The organism is Mesorhizobium silamurunense, assembly GCF_014843825.1.
In the GTDB taxonomy this organism is placed as follows: domain Bacteria; phylum Pseudomonadota; class Alphaproteobacteria; order Rhizobiales; family Rhizobiaceae; genus Mesorhizobium; species Mesorhizobium silamurunense.
The window spans coordinates 19049-32145 of record NZ_JHQR01000008.1; the positions used below are offsets into that span (position 1 = coordinate 19049).

22 protein-coding genes and 1 pseudogene are annotated in these 13097 nt (G+C 58.9%); 13 read left to right on the top strand and 10 right to left on the bottom strand.

From position 1 onward, the window contains the following. Positions 1 to 412: 412 nt before the first annotated feature. Both DH10_RS00915 and DH10_RS00920 read right to left on the bottom strand, forming a co-directional pair. Positions 413 to 748: a MarR family transcriptional regulator gene (locus DH10_RS00915; RefSeq protein WP_192384060.1), complete on the bottom strand. Its 336-nt coding sequence runs from the start codon at positions 746 to 748 to the stop codon at positions 413 to 415. Positions 749 to 925: 177 nt separating this feature from the next. Further along, positions 926 to 1588 carry a recombinase family protein gene (locus DH10_RS00920; protein ID WP_192384061.1) on the bottom strand — a complete coding sequence of 221 codons (663 nt, stop codon included), beginning with the start codon at positions 1586 to 1588 and terminating at the stop codon, positions 926 to 928. A gap of 157 nt (positions 1589 to 1745) precedes the next feature. Between DH10_RS00920 and DH10_RS00925 the strand changes: the two genes are divergently transcribed. The 4 genes from DH10_RS00925 (at position 1746) to DH10_RS00940 (ending at position 4556) form a co-directional block, all read left to right on the top strand. Next, positions 1746 to 2219 carry a hypothetical protein gene (locus DH10_RS00925; RefSeq protein WP_192384062.1) on the top strand — a complete coding sequence of 158 codons (474 nt, stop codon included), beginning with the start codon at positions 1746 to 1748 and terminating at the stop codon, positions 2217 to 2219. Between the two features lie 350 nt (positions 2220 to 2569). Further along, positions 2570 to 3196: a hypothetical protein gene (locus DH10_RS00930; protein WP_192384063.1), complete on the top strand. Its 627-nt coding sequence runs from the start codon at positions 2570 to 2572 to the stop codon at positions 3194 to 3196. Positions 3197 to 3316: 120 nt separating this feature from the next. Next, positions 3317 to 3730, top strand: coding sequence for a hypothetical protein (locus DH10_RS00935; protein ID WP_192384064.1), 414 nt, complete (start codon positions 3317 to 3319; stop codon positions 3728 to 3730). 19 nt (positions 3731 to 3749) lie between these two features. After that, positions 3750 to 4556, top strand: a complete 807-nt coding sequence (locus DH10_RS00940) for a hypothetical protein (protein ID WP_192384065.1) — start codon at positions 3750 to 3752, stop codon at positions 4554 to 4556. Between the two features lie 227 nt (positions 4557 to 4783). Here the strand turns inward: DH10_RS00940 and DH10_RS37785 are convergent. Beyond that, a pseudogene (locus DH10_RS37785) lies at positions 4784 to 4998 on the bottom strand (IS481 family transposase); the annotation flags it as partial. Positions 4999 to 5444: 446 nt separating this feature from the next. On the opposite strand from DH10_RS37785, the gene DH10_RS36490 reads away from it, so the two are divergent. From DH10_RS36490 to DH10_RS00970, 5 genes are all read left to right on the top strand, one after another. Then, positions 5445 to 5579: a ribbon-helix-helix domain-containing protein gene (locus DH10_RS36490; protein ID WP_425515258.1), complete on the top strand. Its 135-nt coding sequence runs from the start codon at positions 5445 to 5447 to the stop codon at positions 5577 to 5579. A gap of 96 nt (positions 5580 to 5675) precedes the next feature. Continuing rightward, entirely contained in the window at positions 5676 to 6089 is a 414-nt protein-coding gene (locus DH10_RS00955) for a hypothetical protein (RefSeq protein WP_192249516.1), read from the top strand. Between the two features lie 140 nt (positions 6090 to 6229). Continuing rightward, the gene (locus tag DH10_RS00960; RefSeq protein WP_192249513.1) at positions 6230 to 6526 is read left to right on the top strand and encodes a hypothetical protein; all 297 of its coding nucleotides are present in this window, start codon (positions 6230 to 6232) and stop codon (positions 6524 to 6526) included. Next, positions 6526 to 6699, top strand: a complete 174-nt coding sequence (locus DH10_RS00965) for a hypothetical protein (RefSeq protein WP_192249510.1) — start codon at positions 6526 to 6528, stop codon at positions 6697 to 6699. The genes DH10_RS00960 and DH10_RS00965 overlap by 1 nt, the downstream gene beginning before the upstream one ends. Before the next feature lie 264 nt (positions 6700 to 6963). Continuing rightward, the gene (locus tag DH10_RS00970) at positions 6964 to 7359 is read left to right on the top strand and encodes a hypothetical protein (protein ID WP_192249507.1); all 396 of its coding nucleotides are present in this window, start codon (positions 6964 to 6966) and stop codon (positions 7357 to 7359) included. On the opposite strand, the gene DH10_RS00975 is transcribed toward DH10_RS00970, so the two are convergent. From DH10_RS00975 to DH10_RS36495, 3 genes are all read right to left on the bottom strand, one after another. Further along, positions 7349 to 7561, bottom strand: coding sequence for a hypothetical protein (locus DH10_RS00975; protein WP_192249504.1), 213 nt, complete (start codon positions 7559 to 7561; stop codon positions 7349 to 7351). The genes DH10_RS00970 and DH10_RS00975 overlap by 11 nt on opposite strands. 45 nt (positions 7562 to 7606) lie before the next feature. Beyond that, on the bottom strand, positions 7607 to 8059 hold the full coding sequence (locus DH10_RS00980) for a YybH family protein (protein WP_192249501.1): 453 nt from the start codon (positions 8057 to 8059) through the stop codon (positions 7607 to 7609). Between the two features lie 445 nt (positions 8060 to 8504). Beyond that, complete coding sequence (locus DH10_RS36495; protein WP_246506162.1) at positions 8505 to 8747, bottom strand: hypothetical protein; 243 nt, start codon at positions 8745 to 8747, stop codon at positions 8505 to 8507. A gap of 293 nt (positions 8748 to 9040) precedes the next feature. Between DH10_RS36495 and DH10_RS00990 the strand changes: the two genes are divergently transcribed. Further along, positions 9041 to 9226 carry a hypothetical protein gene (locus DH10_RS00990; RefSeq protein WP_192249498.1) on the top strand — a complete coding sequence of 62 codons (186 nt, stop codon included), beginning with the start codon at positions 9041 to 9043 and terminating at the stop codon, positions 9224 to 9226. Here DH10_RS00990 and DH10_RS00995 read toward each other — a convergent pair. Then, complete coding sequence (locus tag DH10_RS00995; protein ID WP_192249495.1) at positions 9223 to 9582, bottom strand: hypothetical protein; 360 nt, start codon at positions 9580 to 9582, stop codon at positions 9223 to 9225. The two genes, DH10_RS00990 and DH10_RS00995, sit on opposite strands and share 4 nt — an antisense overlap. A gap of 100 nt (positions 9583 to 9682) precedes the next feature. Between DH10_RS00995 and DH10_RS01000 the strand changes: the two genes are divergently transcribed. Continuing rightward, the gene (locus DH10_RS01000) at positions 9683 to 10060 is read left to right on the top strand and encodes a hypothetical protein (protein WP_192249492.1); all 378 of its coding nucleotides are present in this window, start codon (positions 9683 to 9685) and stop codon (positions 10058 to 10060) included. A 333-nt stretch (positions 10061 to 10393) separates the two neighbouring features. On the opposite strand, the gene DH10_RS01005 is transcribed toward DH10_RS01000, so the two are convergent. From DH10_RS01005 to DH10_RS01010, 3 genes are all read right to left on the bottom strand, one after another. After that, positions 10394 to 10777: a DUF768 domain-containing protein gene (locus tag DH10_RS01005; protein WP_192249489.1), complete on the bottom strand. Its 384-nt coding sequence runs from the start codon at positions 10775 to 10777 to the stop codon at positions 10394 to 10396. Positions 10778 to 10955: 178 nt separating this feature from the next. Beyond that, entirely contained in the window at positions 10956 to 11204 is a 249-nt protein-coding gene (locus DH10_RS38065; protein ID WP_376774861.1) for a DUF6894 family protein, read from the bottom strand. Positions 11205 to 11624: 420 nt separating this feature from the next. Next, complete coding sequence (locus DH10_RS01010) at positions 11625 to 12524, bottom strand: ATP-dependent DNA ligase (protein ID WP_192249486.1); 900 nt, start codon at positions 12522 to 12524, stop codon at positions 11625 to 11627. A gap of 82 nt (positions 12525 to 12606) precedes the next feature. Between DH10_RS01010 and DH10_RS01015 the strand changes: the two genes are divergently transcribed. Beyond that, complete coding sequence (locus DH10_RS01015) at positions 12607 to 12792, top strand: hypothetical protein (RefSeq protein ID WP_192249483.1); 186 nt, start codon at positions 12607 to 12609, stop codon at positions 12790 to 12792. Between the two features lie 83 nt (positions 12793 to 12875). Further along, positions 12876 to 13088 (top strand): hypothetical protein, encoded by a 213-nt coding sequence (locus tag DH10_RS01020; RefSeq protein ID WP_192384067.1) that lies wholly within the window; start codon positions 12876 to 12878, stop codon positions 13086 to 13088. Positions 13089 to 13097 lie beyond the last annotated feature (9 nt).

Below are 13097 nucleotides of genomic sequence, written 5' to 3' on the forward strand. Positions count from 1 at the left end.
AGCCCGCTCCCATTCTATGGTTCGGCCGGGGATCATCGTCTTGCCCCGTACGGTCCCGCTGCCGGCCCCTAAGGGCACGTCAGGCATGGCTGCAATCGACCGGGCTGTCTTGCAGGAACAGCCAACTGGTTTTGGAAGGGAGGCTCTTGGGGCCGAACGGCCTCCGAGCGGGTTGGTCTTCGGGGTTCAGCGGTCAGGTCAAGCCCACCACTCGGGTATGCGTAAGGCGCATATCGGTCACCGCGACGCTGGTGTCAACAGCCAGACTTCATATTATTTTTCAATGAGATAGGCACTAGATACCTAATCCAGTGCGAGGCCTTGTGGCTCAAGGCATTCCAAGGCATATGTGCCCGAACTGTGTCTGAAAAAAAGTTTGGGCTGATCCGGAAACTCGGCAGCGATCCCGCTTCTACAGGCCCATAACCATGTTGAGCGTATTGAACACCTTCATGCCCTTTGGGGTCGGCTTGACGCGCTTGATACGTCGGTCCTGCGTGTCCTCGTACGCGGCGATCAGATCGTGCCCCGGCTGGCCCTTACGGTGGACCTTCGACAACGCGGATACGTTTCGGCTCACAGACGAGGAACTCAAGCCGGTTAGTTGCTCCAGCTCCCGCATGGTGAGGTCGGGCTTCTCCACGACGTGAAGGAAGACAGAAATTTGCTGGATTTGCATCTCGGGATCGAGCTTTGCGAACTCATCGAGTAGCCCGAGCATCCGAAGGGCAGGTCGTGGGGCAGTCATGGGATTTTCGTGTGACCTATCGTTTGAGCTATGCGGCCACGCGGCTTTGGCACGGGGACGCAGATGCGGCAAGTCACCTATCGTCCGATGAACAGCCTTACCAACGCCACGGCCCCGCACAGGCCGTAGAGGGTCATGAAGGTCATTGCCAGCGTGTAAGCCATCTCCGCGCCTCCCTCACATGCCCCAAGCCACAAGCGCCTTCTCGGCCGCCGCAGGGTCTTCCTTGATACGCAAGACCGTCTGGCGCGTGAGCCCTGACGCCTTGGCAACGGCGGACGTTCCTTGTCCCTGCGCCAGCATGTCGGTGACGGCCTGTAGCGCGGCCCTGTCGTAGCTGGGCTTGCGGCCCCTATAGCGGTCCTCCTGTGCCCGAGCGGCCTCTATGCCGGCCCGCTGGGCCTCTTTCGTGGCCTCCGCCTGGGCCTGTGCCGTTGCTGCCATGAAGGCGATGAGCGCGTCCCGTACGGCTTGCTGCATGGGGTCTTTGGTTGCCCCGTCGAAGGTCATGTTGTTGATGACTGTCCGAACGACCACGCCCTTCCGCATGAACTCGCGTATGGTGTCGCAAACGTCTTGGTAGTTGCGGCCGAGCCGATCCACCCAGCGGACCACCAGCGTATCCCCTCTCCGCAGCATGTCCCGGAGCCTTCGGCCCTCGGGGCGCTCGGCAAGCGTTGTGCTGACCCCGGAGACCCCGTGGTCGGCCACTACCTCATCAATTGGGAACCCTGCGGCCTCCGCTTGGGTCTGCTGGTGGCCGAGCGTCTGATCAACTGTCGAGACGCGGGCATAGAGAATGGTTTTGGACACGGTGCTTCCCTCTCTGTCCGTTAGCATGGTGTCCGCTAACTAGGCTGTCCGTTGATGGAAGTCAACCCTAACGGACATCCTTTCGGGCAGCGCCCCGGCTGTACGCTGGGCTATACCCTTCCGGACGCCTGTCATTGCAGTCGCGGGTCTGATACGAGCCGCAGGCGCACATTGGGGGTTCCACATGGATGAGAAGACCTATCGTCAACTGGCGGTTCGGATCGCTGAAGAGGCAACGCCGGCCCAAAATGACGCGCTCAAGGCTTGGGCGCTGAAGCTTCTCGACATTCGAAACTCGGACTTGCCTGTCCGGCAAAAGGCGAAGAATGCCATCGCCGCGACGGTCTCAAGCAAGGTGATATGGCCGCTGGTGAAGATCGTAGCATCACAGACCAAAAGCGTTGGCTGGGACAATCGCACTGTCGCCCAGCGTCTGGGCCTTGGTGCTGCCGCTGTCGGCGTTGCAGTGTTCGGCGGCCAAAGCGCCGGCATTGCTGCCCTTGGTGGGGCCATTGGTGTGCCGTTGTGGGTGGTGCTTGGCGCAGGTTCGATGTTCGCACGCTACCTCTACGAAGAACTCGCCCTCCGCTCGAAAAACAACGGCGGAGCGTCCTACTCCGTCATAGATGCCGAGAAGATTGACGACGGCAAAGCGTAGCCCTTGTCCAACGGCAACGTTCGTTGTGCCTGAAAAATGGCATTAGACGGTTTGCGGGCCTCTCTGTCCGGTCCTGTCCGTAGAGCGTCGTTCACGTCGGGACGATGCATTCCACCACCCGAACCCTCGAAGCCCCTGAAACAGCCTGACCGGACATAGGAGAGAGCCATCTGGGCGCCCCACCTCGGCGGAAATCGGCACGGGCGCGAGGGTGGGCCAGGGCGTGACCCACCGGGGGGTATCGCGCGGCTGCAACTATCGAGTTCGACCCCTCGGATTTTTCCGCCACTTTTGCAGCTTGCTTGAGGGACAATGAAATAATAGGCCATTCCCTACGCAGGGGGCTCACGATGACATTGCCGGACCACAAAGAGTTCAAGCTTGAAGTCAAGTGGTATCTATCTTCCTATCGTGTTTGCGGCGATTGCAGATTTGCAATCTCGGCCTTGAGGACAGAAAGACCATCCTTCTCTAGCTGGCGCGTACAATGGGCGGGGATATGCTCCCTGCTCAAAACTTCAATTCATCTGCTTGGTCAGAAGGATGCCCGCGCCTGTTTACCGGGTGCTCTCCAAAAATCGCTTAGAGATGCATGGAACGAATTGGGAAGACGGCGTGGGGATTTCCCGCTTTTTTGGGAGTTCATCCACAAAGAACGCAATAACATCTTGAAGGAGTACGATTTCTCAGCCTACTCGGCGATCATCAGGGACGATGGCACCATCGATCAGTCTTCTTACAGCCTCTTGTACATGTTGGGTGAGACTGAAAAAGAGGCCCTAATCCTTCGTGGCGGTCCTTACGACGGCCAGTTCGCCCTTGATGTGGCAGAGGACGCAACTGACTGGGCCGAAGGTTACGTCCTGCAGGCAATCCGCAACGCCGGGTTTGACCCCGAGGAGAAGGTAAGCTCGTCAGATTTCCTGAACAGGTCGCTGCGCGACATGGGCTTGTTGAGCGGCCCCCTCGCCTCCTAAAGTGGAGTAAGAGGGACCGACGTGGCATGTTCCGGTGACGTGTTAGGTTTGCCGGAAGTGCGCAGGGGGGACTGGGTGGCGCGAGGTTTCTATCGACTTTGGCTAGGGCGGGGACTGCGGTTGGCTCCAATCGTCGGTGTCATCGCGGCGGGTTGGCACTCGTGGATCGTCTTGCAGCAATGGCAGGCTGATCGCCAAGCGCAGTATGTGGAACAGTTCAATTACGAATGCGCGGCGCGTCTGCCCGTCGCGGACCTGCGGGCGCGGATGAATGAGTTCGGCAACATCAACATTAAGGACCTGTGCTTGACCGGTCGAGATTTCTTCGTGTCCGAACCGGAGCTTGAGCGCGTACGTGCAGGGACCATGAAGTTCGAGACGACATACCACCCGTTCGACGTGCAGGGTGCTCTCATCATCGGGGGGTTTTGGGCCGTGCTTACCGCGCTGGCCGCCCTTGCTCTGCTTGGGGTCACGTTCCTCGGGCAGTGGGTTTGGGGCTTCCCCGCAACGGGGCGAGACGATCCCGAGTAGTGCTGCCGGAGGGGACGCGTTGAACAAGAGGAACGAGGCCCGAGCGGCGGGGCTTAAGTCGATGTTGGCGGCCCTCGATAAGCTCGAAGCGGCCATGCAGAGCGCAGTAGCCATTTCAGACGGTGCAATAGGGGTTGTGCACACGGGTCGCCAGAACAGGGCGCTCTTTGTGTTTGCGAAGCTAATAACCCACTGCATGTCGGTCGCCGGGATCATTGAGAACCGCACGGCGCTCTTGGATCACTTCTCCGTCGCCACCCTCGGCCGCGCCATCATCGACGCTTCGCTGATGACGAAATACATCTCGGAGCCGTCGCTGACTGCCGACGAGTGGGACCTCCGGCGACAAATCCTGTTCCTTCACGACCTCACGACGCGAAAGAGGTTTCTCACGGCCCTGGAGCTTGCCGGCCAGCCGAGGGACACGGGCTTCTTTGAAGGCTATGCCGCAGCAAAGGACGGGCTGAAAACCAAGATCGAGGACCTCGCGGCCAAACTCGGCCACGCCCCAGACCAGATCAAGGAACTTAGCAGCGGCCAAAGAGTGTTTGTTGGTGGGTCGAGGGGTGCGGCTCGCGAGGCCGGATGGGATATCCAGCAATTTGAGTTCCATCAATCCTATCTGTCGAACTGGGTCCACTCCTACCCGGTCAGCTTCATGCGGGCAGATGAGCAAGGAATATCATTCAGCGACCCCTCCGCCTATCAATTCTGGCTCTGCCAGATGGTGCTGGTAACGAGCGCAGACTACCTGAACGATGTGAACGCCCGAATGAAACTGTTCACGGGGAGCGTCGAGGCCGATCCGGTCGGGCCGTTTGAGTGACGGATGCCCCCTTGCGCACGTCCGCCCCTCGACTATCATAGCCACGCGGTACACATTCGCACCGCAAGAGGTCCACAACAGCGGAATTTGGTCGCAACGTCGGTTCAGGCTAAGTACCTGTAAAATCAAAGAGAAATCAGGCTTTCACCTACGGTTCGATTTTGGTTCCCTAAGCCGCCTCTGGGCACCATCACTTCATGGTCCATTCTGGACACATAGGTTACGGTTCATACCGGAGACATGGGTAACACTTTTGGCCCGAAGGGGTTTTGGAGTGGTTCGAGCCTGCATGTCTCATCGTCGAAATATCCCAGATCATAGTCCATGAAGGGGCCAGCCAGATGTGGTCCTCGACCTGTTTGATGCCGACGGTCTGGCCGGCGAAGACGAGGCTGAGGTTGATCTTCTTGCGATTGTAGCAGATGCGGCCGCAGGTGGTGACGTGCGCGACCCATTGCGGCTTGTCGCCGGGCAGTGTCATGAAGCCGTTCATTGCCTCCGACAGTTCGCTCGCAAGGCGAACGGCGCGCTCGTCTGGCGTCTCGGCGGCCGACAGCACGGGCGAAGCATCCGCGGGTTGTGAAGTGGCGGACGAGGCAAGCGCGCTTGCTGCGCCTCGCATGGCCGGAACAGAGGCGATTGAGCCGAGCAGGGCGCGGCGGGAAAAACGGCCGATGAAGGCGGTGGGCTTGGCAGCGGGCATGCCTTCGGCGGCTGCCCGAACATAGGTGTTCGGCATCGGATCTTCTCCAATTCGGGTTTTGTGTGAGGTCCTAGCGCTTCCGCAAGAACGGGAATTCTGATATCAGAGTTTTTATGCCAAAGCAAGAAACCGTGATATCAAAGAAACGGCGGGGACCGGCGCCAACTGGAAAGGGTGTGCCGATCATGGTCCGCCTTCAACCGAACATGCTCGCGGGCGTCGATCAATTTGTTGCCGAGCATGATGTTTCACGACCTGAAGCCGTCCGATTGATCATTCGTGATTGGCTGACCAGACACCAGGTACTGAAGGCTGAGTGAAGAACCGGCGACGTCCGCTTGGCCTTGAAGGGGCCGGCGTCGAGTTCATCCCCGAAAACGGCGGCGGCGCCGGGGTGAGGCTGCGGAAGGCATAGCTTGCCTGTACGCAACTATTGCGCGATGCTGACAGCGGCTTGGGAGGCCTTCAGCAACATGCGATACATGGGACTGTTACTTGCGCTCGTTGCCACGAGCGCCTTCGCACAAGATAAGCCGATTGATCCGGTGGATTTCCTGGTCGACTGGCAATCGGAGATTGGGCAGCGATTTCGCATCCACGATATTACGATCTATGGTGCGACGCCGGAGGTTGCGACAGGCGTCCTCGACAAGCAGTATGTCACCCTTCATGAGCCATGGCAGGACATGAACGATATGCGCTTCATCCTGCGCAACTGTGCGGCGTTGCTCCCTTCCGACACATGCAAGATGACCATCACGGCGACTGTAGCGAAGGATTTTATCGGCAAGCTTCAGCTCGTCGATGTGGATTTCGAAATCCCGAAATAAGGAAGCCCCGCTGGCGCGCGTCCTAGCCGGCCGCTGTCCTACACCGCCCGCATCGTCAAGCGCGCCCTTCCGGGGCCCGTTAGCGTGCACGCCTAGTTTGCGCAATTGTGAGGAGAGAAATAAACAGGGGGGATTACACTATGCCGCACATAGAGCGCATCGAGAAACGCGAGCGCAGTTTCTTCGGGATGCTGTTTTGGTGGATGTTCTTGGCCTTCAACGTCCCTATGGGCCTGTGGATGTTCATGACGATCAAGCTTTCGAGCGAACAATTCCAGTCGTCGACCGATGCCGCCTACCAAGCCGGGACTGCTGTCGGCGGAACTATCGCCGTCGGCGTATTGCTCTGGATTTGGCTATTCGGTGACATCATTCTAGGGCTGCTTGTGGCTCTCTCTCGCGGGAAGAAAGTGACGATCGAGAGGACGGTCCCGTGATGGCCACGAAGATCGAAATCCAGAGCCAGCAAAATTTCACTAGCATCGGCAGCGCCGGCGTCCTGATGTTCTTGGGTGGGCCGATCGCCAGCGCCATAGGCTACAATGGCGTGATGCGAAACGCCCTGCTTGAATACGCTGGCGACACATCGGGGTACTGGATCCTCCTCTGACTCGGTGCGATCGCGTTCCAGGTCGGTTGCGTCTTTATGCTGGTTGGGAGAACCTGTGACCATCAAGTGGTCGTGCATCCGGTGCAAGGGTCCGCAAAAAAGCAGAAGCTGAATGGACCTAAGCGGGAATCCGCCGGCGTCGAGTTCATCCCGGAGAATGGCGGCGGCGCGCTGGGGTGAGGCTGCGGAAAAGATAAGTCGCCAGGTCGTAACAATAGGAGTACGATCGACCGGATGCTGGCGGTTGATCGGAGGACGTTTGGTATGATTGCAACTGCCGACCAAGAAAACCTCACCAGAGATCAGCAAGTCGCACTGACGAATGCTCGACTTGGCCACTATATGGCGGTAATGGGCATAACATTCGCGGTCACGGTCGTGAACCTATTTCTGATATTCAGCTTCGCTCACACAGCGCCAGCTTCAGCAAAGCTGGCGCTAGCCTTGTCAGTTTTTAACATATCCTGTTTTGGCGCTCTCGCAGGAGGGTCAACTCTCCAGGAGATCAAGGCACTCAACCAAGACTATAACGAGGCGAAACTGGCAACCCACCACGCGAAGTACGTCGCCGAGGTCCCGACAGATTTGTTCGCCGCGCTGACGGTAGGTCTCATCGTCTTGATTGGGTTTGTACAACTCTGGATGGTGTTTACTGTTTGAGGTGACTGAATGGGTCGTAGAGCAGCAACACCTGATAGTCCATCAGCGGCTCGATCTTTGGCCATTCATCCGCCCCTGGCCTGGCCTTTAGGCCGTTCGGGCTGGTGTCGAGCGTGTAAATCAGCCCGACGCGCTTGCCGCCGCATTTGGCGCATTTCAGCTTGGGAATGATGCCCCATTCCATGGCCGCCGGCCGGTACATCCGCGGCGCGACAGGGTGCCGCGCCCTAGTACGGGGGCAATGCCTTTATTTCGCGGGATCGGAGTTCCAGATATCGCGATAGATCTGCCAGTTGCCGTCCTGTGCCTTCTTCCAGACCACTATAGACTTGCCGGTGCCGTCCACGGGTTTGGAGTCTTTGCCCGGCATCTTGAACGAGAAAGCGCCTGATTCAAATGCGAAATCTCCGCTCTCTTCCACCTCAACCGTTGTGAGCTTGAGGTCGGAAACGCCGTACTCAATCGCGCCCTGCCAAAACTTTTGAATGTTCTCCCGCCCGTCGACTCGCTTCATATCCGGTGGGAATATGACCGCGTCCTCAGCATAGTGCGACGCCACGCCCGCGGCATCCTTGCTGTTGAGCGATTTCATGTACTCGGCATTGCTGGCTTCAATGGCGTCTTTGGCCGACTGGGCATTGGCTGGTCCGAGACACAGCGCGGTGATGGCGACGACCAGCATGCAAAGCTTGAATGTCATTTCATCCTCCCTTGCTGGATGTTTCTAATTGCCCCCGCGACAGGTTATATCGCCGTGCTGTTGCTTGGCAATCTAACTACAGGAGCCCAAACATAGCTGCCTGGTGCGCTAACCGGCTACTCTCGCTTTCGTCTTTATGGATGGCGTCCCGCTTATAATGGATGTGTTCACCCTGCATTAGCAGGAGCGTATATTTCCATCAGCCGGTACCGAGTTTTTCTCTATGTCCCCGCCGGTTAGGCCCGGCCGATCCATGGCCTCCCCCCGAGGTCCGCCGGGCCGCTCCCGTGGTAGGCTTCCTACTCCTCATCCCGCCAAATAACTCGACGCTCCCACCGGATTTCGACAAGGCGCCGGAAACGGATCTTGTGTGCCTGCTCTCCCGTCGGGTGGAACAGTTCCGCAACCATCCACTCGCGGCTCTTGCACTGCTGGCAGCGACCGATCACAACTCGATCGGCTTGTAGTAGCGCGCGACGTTGCAGCGAGCGCAGCGGATGCCAGCCACCTGCCCCGTGTCACCGCGCCAGCGTGCCGGCGGCAGGAATTGGCGGGCGTGGTCAGAAGGGGTTTCCGCCGGCCGCTGTCCCGTACGGAAGTCCGCAAAGACGATGCGCCGGCGATCACTGGATGCGTCGGGTCCGCTGTCGACGGCTCCAAAGCGCAAAAGTTGCGCATCTGAACGCATCCGGGAGACAGCGGACTCCAACTCGGACCAAGAGGGGACATGGCCCTTTATAATCCCTATGCGGGGATCGTGGTGATAACACCGGGCGGATACAAACGTTCCGTCGGCTAAAAGATATATCCGCCACCTGCGACGTGCTTGTCGGTTGCCTCGCCGAGATCGCTGTCAGCGTCAATTGCCACCGCGGGCACTGCCGAAGCGCCTTGCGCCCCCTGGCGCTTCCCTGCGGCCATTAAGCAGTAGGTCGCGCGGGGGGCTGAGTGCTATGCTATCGCAAAACACGGGAGTAACCGTTGGCCTACACTGTCATCTGGTACGGAAGACAGGGCATCGTCGACAAGCAGACTTTCGACGCCGAGAGGACCGCAAAGGACTACGCGACCTCCATGTTCCCGACCCGAAAGGGCGACGACGGGATCGTGTCCGTTGAAGTTCGCAAGGACGACGGCGCTGTCGTCTTCAGCCACGCCGAGAATTAGCAAGGATCCGGCGCGCTCTGGCGCCTGCCTGTGCGTTCGAGGGTGGCAAGCATCCGCTGCCGGGCGGTAATGCGATGCCGCTCAATGATTTCTTCCCGCTCGCGCTCGCGTTCCACCCGGTAGACCTCGGGCAATGGTTGCCAGTCGGCCGGCTTCAGTTTCATGCACCACTTCTCGCCGCGGTAGCCCCAGTGGGCGATGGCGACGAGCTCGGATCCATCGAACCAGCACGAGAGCTTGGCGAAATGGAGCACCCGCGCCGCCCACCAGACGCGATCGATGTCGCTCTCGCCCTGGCCTGGCTCCCATGGCGTCCAGCCCTTGCCGGGACGCTCAGTAAGCTCGTCATCGCGCATCGGCCCACTCTCAAGTTTGGCGATCTCTGATGTATAGACTCGATCGTCGAATAGAAGCATTCTCACATTGGGAATAAGGGGTGCAAGTGGGCAAAATCCGATGATCGATGAAGAAGAGATCGAACAACTTCGCACTGCTGCCCGAGCCGGGGTTGTGACAGAAGCGCGAAACGCCAAGCTGCTAGATGCAGCGTTTGCAATTATTTCTTATAACAGCTCTCATCGACAGTTCGGTCCACTCCGGCCGCTTCCAATTGACTTGCGTGTCCTGAGAGATCGCTTTTCAGAGATTGAAATCGATGACGCACGTCGCCGGGTGCGCGCACTTTTTCATGACGCCTACCAAGCCGGCGAGGATGCACTCGCGCATAGACCTAGCCATCCGGAGATCGTCGACAAGCTCCGCCAGCGTCATCCCGGATTTTCCGACAAATGCTACGAGGATACCATCCGTCAAGGATGCTTTTTGGCGCGCTGACTGGACTAGCAGCTTTTGTCATGCATTCGGCCGCCCGCGCTTCTCGGGCGTCACCGCATGGTTCGTAAACTGTTCCGATCGTCTCGGCCGGCGCCGCGGCACTCGTGGCAATAGAGGATCTTCAACAAGTCCCAATGCAAGCATGGCTGATCAGGCCCGAATCGTTTGACCAGTTCGGCGACGTCCAGGACAGCTTTCCGCCGACAGGTGAGGCAGTCGACCGACAGTCCAGTACCGGCCTCGAGCTTCTTACCGAGAGTGTCCTCTGTGAAAGGAAACTTCGTCGTCATGGCGATCCTCGTTGTGAGATGGGTCGCCGCACCGTTGAGGGATTTATTCCTGCCCCCGTTTGCCTTCAAGCTCTTTCAGGAAATGAGCTTCGTTGAGAAGTGACTCCCAGTCGGTGCCGATGCGCTGGATCAGCTCGCCGGCCTGCTCTTCCGAGATGCCAGCCTCCCTTGCCAGTCGTCCAGCTAGCAGATCCAAAACGACTTCATCGCCTTCAGGCAAGTTGCCCTCCCGGTGCTGCATTGCCTCAAAGATCGCCTCGAAGACGCTGACCTCCTCGTTGATCTCGCTGGCAGCAATGCCTTCGCGCCCCGCAGCCTTCAGCATTTCGTCGGCAAGATCGCTCACGGCCGCCGGGTCGTCGGTCATCGCATTCGGCAGATGCTCTGCCATCCATTTGTCGAAGAAATTGATGCCGCGCGTGCTCATCCTGCCATAAGCGAGAAGCGCATATTAGGTTCCGCTTGACCAAGCCGCAGGCCGAGCCTGTCGGACGGCTTGCGTCTGGCAAGTCCTGAATTCACCCTTCGTTCACGATATTAGCGCAAGCTGATAAGCGGACATGCTGGTAAGCGTACGTGCCTAAAGGCCCCGGTGCTGATCCCCCTCAGCGCTGGGGCTTTTCAACCTCTTGCGGTGTCCCAAATTCAATTCTGACCTCCATGAGCCGACTGCCGGTGATGTCGCGGACTGTGCACGCCAGATCGCGGTATCCAGTGGGAGGAGGCCCCGCCGGTAGTTTGCGAACCATTTCGAATGCCCGTTCCTTGGTCGCCTCAGCGCCGTGAAGCATGATCCCGTGCGAATCGTGGTACACGTCTCCGGTATCGGAAATTTCAAAGAAGAACCGAGGCATAGTGGCTCATAATCTCGCGTCTGCGAGAAAGGTCCACTCACTAATTCATGATTTGGTAAAGGATTGATACGCTCAGGCTCGTGACAGCCTACAAGCCACCGGCGAGGAAGAGGCCACTCGTCGACAAGCCGATCTGACAACCCGGCGCTATGCCCATCTATGGTCGAAGTAGGGTCTCTCCATACTTCGACCACAACTGCTCACAATCTCTGCGCCGAAGGCTATGCAATTCCGTGCCATAGAAAACCATCGCGGCTCGGACATCGTAACCCAGGATCGAAGCGTTTGCCACAAACTGGATGGCCTCCCCTAAGCGGCAGGATTCGATCTTGGCATCCGATCCAGTGGTAGTATCAACAATACCTAGGATCTGCGCCTCTTCGTTCTTGGCTGCCAAAGCGGCAGCCATGGCCTCTTCTGTCACATCTCTTGCTCTCTTGGGTGAATTTGCTCCTCTCGAAAATCCTGCAACGAGGCATGGCGTAGGTCTTCCTCGCCGCGCAGATGCTTCACCCGGCCGATGAGCCCCGGCTTGACCCATTGTGTCGCCGGCCGCTTCATGCCCTTCGGCGCCGTACCTGCGTGCTCCTGGACGCGCTGCCAGAGCCGCTCGCGCATCTCGCGGTTCAAGGTGATGAAGGCGCTGCCGACATAGCGCCCTGTGCCTCGCTCTGCCATGAGCGCGAAGGCCGGCTTGCCAGCCTCCCGCTCGACGCCTAGCAGCTCGTACTCGTCGATCGAATAGCACTTGGCCTTTAGCCAGTTGGTCGACGGTCCGGAGCGATATTTGCTGTCCTTCCGCTTCGAGATGACACCTTCTAGCCCTGCCTGCTCGACCAGATGGAAAACGGCCGCTCCCGTGCCTGGCAGAGCCTCGCTGAACTGGATTCGCTGACCGGCAGGGATCATCGCCTGCAGCACCTCGCGGCGGTCCTCCAGTGGCATGTCGCGCAAGTCGTGGCCGTTGAGGTGCAGGAGATCGAAGGCGACGAAGTAGAGGTCGTGTTGACGCCGAGTGATGGCCTTGCGCAACTCGCCGAAGTCTGAAACTCCGGCCTCATTCGGGACGATGATCTCGCCATCGATGATAGCCGCGTCGGCCTGCAGCTCGCCGGCTGCCTTCGCGAGGTCGCGATACTTGGCCGTCCAGTCGAGGCCTCGCCGGGTGAAGATGCGGACTCCGTCGGCATCGATGACGATCTGCGAGCGGTAGCCGTCGAATTTTACCTCGTGGATCCATCCGTCGCCCTCGGGAGACTTCTCGACGAGCGTAGGCTCAAGCGGCCGGATGAACTTCAAACGCTCTGAGGCGTTACGCATGCACAATACCCCAACCGCGATTCAAGCCGTGTGAGGTCATACGGTTCCGGGCATTTTAGCAAAATTGTATGTGAGAAGGGTTATGACGAGACTTTCTGATATCCCGCCACTTAGCCGACCTGGCAAGCGCGTCGGCGGCGAACCGGCCGACGAGAGCGACCATTTCTACACCTGCAAGGTGTGCGGTCAGCGCGTCGACAAGCGGGATCTGCGGCAAGTCGCCTGGCACAAGCAGCCCGAGCACGAGCCGCTGGAAATGGATGCCTAAGACGAAGAGCTTGGGTGTGCCAGAATGGGCTTGTAGACTTTCCCGCGGTTTTGGGCGCATTCTCCCCTCGGGGAGAGAGGGGCTTGAACAGGTCGCGTTACGACAACCGCTCTGATCAATGGCGAAAGCGCATCGGCGCAAGGCGCTCACGCGCGCAGCGCTGGGCAAGCGTGCCGCTGCGCCTAATCCTGGTGACGGCAGCCGCAGCCGGGGCTTTGGCCGCGCAGACCGCCTTCCAGCACAACGACAGCTTGCCAGAATTCAACCTGTCAAACCTGCTAGTGGATGGAATCTAACACTTGGTG

What these genes read in the sequence shown, in the direction of transcription:
- DH10_RS00915 (WP_192384060.1), bottom strand. Translation starts at nt 748, where the DNA reads ATGACTGCCCCACGACCTGCCCTTCGGATGCTCGGGCTACTCGATGAG.
- DH10_RS00920 (WP_192384061.1), bottom strand. Translation starts at nt 1,588, where the DNA reads ATGCTAACGGACAGAGAGGGAAGCACCGTGTCCAAAACCATTCTCTAT.
- DH10_RS00925 (WP_192384062.1), top strand. Translation starts at nt 1,746, where the DNA reads ATGGATGAGAAGACCTATCGTCAACTGGCGGTTCGGATCGCTGAAGAG.
- DH10_RS00930 (WP_192384063.1), top strand. Translation starts at nt 2,570, where the DNA reads ATGACATTGCCGGACCACAAAGAGTTCAAGCTTGAAGTCAAGTGGTAT.
- DH10_RS36490 (WP_425515258.1), top strand. Translation starts at nt 5,445, where the DNA reads ATGGTCCGCCTTCAACCGAACATGCTCGCGGGCGTCGATCAATTTGTT.
- DH10_RS00960 (WP_192249513.1), top strand. Translation starts at nt 6,230, where the DNA reads ATGCCGCACATAGAGCGCATCGAGAAACGCGAGCGCAGTTTCTTCGGG.
- DH10_RS00965 (WP_192249510.1), top strand. Translation starts at nt 6,526, where the DNA reads ATGGCCACGAAGATCGAAATCCAGAGCCAGCAAAATTTCACTAGCATC.
- DH10_RS00970 (WP_192249507.1), top strand. Translation starts at nt 6,964, where the DNA reads ATGATTGCAACTGCCGACCAAGAAAACCTCACCAGAGATCAGCAAGTC.
- DH10_RS00975 (WP_192249504.1), bottom strand. Translation starts at nt 7,561, where the DNA reads ATGTACCGGCCGGCGGCCATGGAATGGGGCATCATTCCCAAGCTGAAA.
- DH10_RS00980 (WP_192249501.1), bottom strand. Translation starts at nt 8,059, where the DNA reads ATGACATTCAAGCTTTGCATGCTGGTCGTCGCCATCACCGCGCTGTGT.
- DH10_RS36495 (WP_246506162.1), bottom strand. Translation starts at nt 8,747, where the DNA reads ATGCGTTCAGATGCGCAACTTTTGCGCTTTGGAGCCGTCGACAGCGGA.
- DH10_RS00995 (WP_192249495.1), bottom strand. Translation starts at nt 9,582, where the DNA reads ATGCGCGATGACGAGCTTACTGAGCGTCCCGGCAAGGGCTGGACGCCA.
- DH10_RS01000 (WP_192249492.1), top strand. Translation starts at nt 9,683, where the DNA reads ATGATCGATGAAGAAGAGATCGAACAACTTCGCACTGCTGCCCGAGCC.
- DH10_RS01005 (WP_192249489.1), bottom strand. Translation starts at nt 10,777, where the DNA reads ATGAGCACGCGCGGCATCAATTTCTTCGACAAATGGATGGCAGAGCAT.
- DH10_RS38065 (WP_376774861.1), bottom strand. Translation starts at nt 11,204, where the DNA reads ATGCCTCGGTTCTTCTTTGAAATTTCCGATACCGGAGACGTGTACCAC.
- DH10_RS01010 (WP_192249486.1), bottom strand. Translation starts at nt 12,524, where the DNA reads ATGCGTAACGCCTCAGAGCGTTTGAAGTTCATCCGGCCGCTTGAGCCT.
- DH10_RS01015 (WP_192249483.1), top strand. Translation starts at nt 12,607, where the DNA reads ATGACGAGACTTTCTGATATCCCGCCACTTAGCCGACCTGGCAAGCGC.